Source organism: Candidatus Cloacimonadota bacterium, assembly GCA_012522635.1.
GTDB lineage: Bacteria > Cloacimonadota > Cloacimonadia > Cloacimonadales > Cloacimonadaceae > Syntrophosphaera.
Map to the genome: position 1 here is coordinate 1 of JAAYKA010000123.1, position 2,577 is coordinate 2,577.

2 protein-coding genes are annotated in these 2,577 nt (G+C 49.0%); both read left to right on the plus strand.

The window, feature by feature from the left end:
- Nucleotides 1-226: 226 nt before the first annotated feature.
- Complete coding sequence (locus GX135_06355) at nucleotides 227-1,750, plus strand: hypothetical protein (protein ID NLN85708.1); 1,524 nt, start codon at nucleotides 227-229, stop codon at nucleotides 1,748-1,750.
- A 2-nt stretch (nucleotides 1,751-1,752) separates the two neighbouring features.
- A partial coding sequence (locus GX135_06360) for a hypothetical protein (GenBank protein NLN85709.1) occupies nucleotides 1,753-2,577 on the plus strand: 825 nt, incomplete at its 3' end.

The following is a 2,577-nucleotide window of genomic DNA, read 5'->3' on the forward strand; positions in this document are numbered from 1 at the left end:
AACCCCTTGGCTTGCTGATAAATTTTAATTCCCATCCCCAAGTTAAGATTGAAAGATACGTTTTGTGAAATCCAGATTAGGAATTTCCGTGCTTTTCTGTGTATTCCGTGGTTAACCATCACATCACCATCGAAAAAACTTGACAGCAAAACCAATGACAAGGATTTGTTTGAACAAGGATAAATTTTCAAATCAAGCCCGCCAATGCGGCAAAAGGAGCCAGGCCATGAAAAGATTTCTGCTTGCGCTGACTGCGGCTCTGCTCTTGCTGGCAGCATGCAACATCAGCAAACCCCGCATACCATCTTGGGATGTGGATCTCACTGTCCCGCTTTTAAATGAACGATTTTTTGTCTCTGATTTGGTGGATAGCGTAAACATCGTGATTGGCACATCCGATGTTCTCACCATCACCAGCACGGGCGAAGCTTCCACCCCGGATTTTGGCAAGGTTAGCTTCAATCCCGAGCTTAGCATTGAGGATTTGGTCTTGATCAGCGGCATGGATATACCATTTTTGATTCCTTTGGAAGACCCTGCCGGCTCGGTTTTTGTTAGTTATGGCCATCTTTTCCAAGGCGGCTTGGATTTCCAGGCTCAGCTTAATGAACCAGCCCAGATCACGGTCAAATTTCCCGATATCAAATCCGCAACGGGAGAAACGCTCACCTTAAATGTGAACGGCAATACCGGCTGGCAACATAAAGACCTTGCGGACTACACATTTGGGGTGGAAAATTCCGGCGTGATTCTCAATTCGCTGAGGATGAATATTTCCATCCAGTCCCTCCAGCCTGATGGAACCCCGCTTGGCATTGGTGGCATCCGCCTGCAAAACAATCTCGTTTTCGACCATCTGCAAGGTCATTTATACGACTTCCGGCGTGAGGTGGCAGGAACCTACACTACCATCGAGATTGAATATCCCGAAGATTTTGAAGACGCCGTGGAATTGCAGGAGGCACGGGTGTTTATGACCCTGACAAACCAGTTGGGTTTCGGTGCCGCTTTTCATGGCAAAATCCGCGCGATAAACGAAAAAACCGGGCAGGAACGCTGGATTGATGTGCTGGACGACGATGGTCTGCCCTTTGGCGTCGAGCCTGCCGACATTAATGGACCAAAAATCACCGAACTTTCCTTCAGTGAAGGAGTTAGCACAGTGCTGCAAATTATGCCGAACAAGGTGGAACTGGTGGATGGATACCTGATTTTCAACACCGACAGCGGCGGCTCCATTGGATTTGTCCACGCTACGGACAGAGTTTTATGCAAATATCAGGTTGATTTGCCCTGCCATTTCGTTTTGAATGAACACGAATTCACCATGCCAACTCCCAGCGTGATAGAGCTTTCCCACGAAACGCAAACCCAAATCATGAACCGGGCGCAAAGCGTGGCGCTCACCCTGGGCATGATAAACCGCATCCCGGTGGGCGCTTCCATCACCATCTATTTTGGCAACACCGAATCCATCGACATACAAAACCCTTCCACCTACTCTTTTAGCAAACAGGCAACCCTGCATTCATCCGAATACACCGGCCCTGATGTGAACGAAGAAGGCGAGCAATTTGTTCATCTCGCCCTCGATAAAGAGGAACTGCGCCTGTTTTCCAATCCCAGAGTATATCTGCTGGCGGCCATCAGCTTGGAACCCAGCCTGGGCCCGGTGATAATTCACGCCTCCCCAGCGGATTACATCCAAATCAGAGGCATGCTGAGCGTCAAATTACGCGTTTCTGAATAGCGATGAAAAAACAAATCATTCTCCCGTTTTTGCTGATTTTTTTCACAGCCGCGCTTTGGGGCGGAAATTTCACCCCCAGGTCGCTGTTGGTATCAGACAGCTATATGCTGCGCGCAAGAGGCTGTGACGCAAACTATTGGAACCCCGCCCTGCTGAACCGGCAAACCAAAGATATCTGGCTTCCGGTTCTAAATCTCGGGGTTCACGTCGGAAATAATGCTGCCGATCTGGATCTTTACAACTATGTGATGGACCGCGAATTTTTGGATGAGGAAGACAAAAATCATATCATGGACGCATTTAAGGAAAACCTGGCTCTCAGCCTCGGCGGCCAGATTGCTCTTTTTGGCTTCACCACGGGAAATGTTGCCCTCAGCAGTTCCGTCCATCTGAACGCAAAGGCTTCCCTGGATAGAACTTATCTGAAATTGCTGCTGTTTGGAAATGGCGATGGCAGCGAAGTATTCAATTTCGACGAAACGGACACAAACCTGGAAGGCCTTGGCTATTTTGATGTTACAGTTGGCGTAGGCGACATTCTGATTCCCCTGCCGGAAACGGTGCCGGACATCAAATTCGGCTTCGCGGTGAGCGCGCTGGGTGGCATCCTGAACACCACCACAAACTCTTTTGAAGGACATCTTTCCTCAAATCTGGATGGATTTAATTTCCAACAAAATGTCAAACAACTCGCCGGCGCGGGTGGATATGGAGCCAAAGCCATGCTGGGTCTATATTCCGAACCAATCAAAAACCTCAGCGTGGGCGCCACTTTGGATAATGCCATCGGCTTCATCAGATGGGGCATGATTCGCGAAGAATTGGAT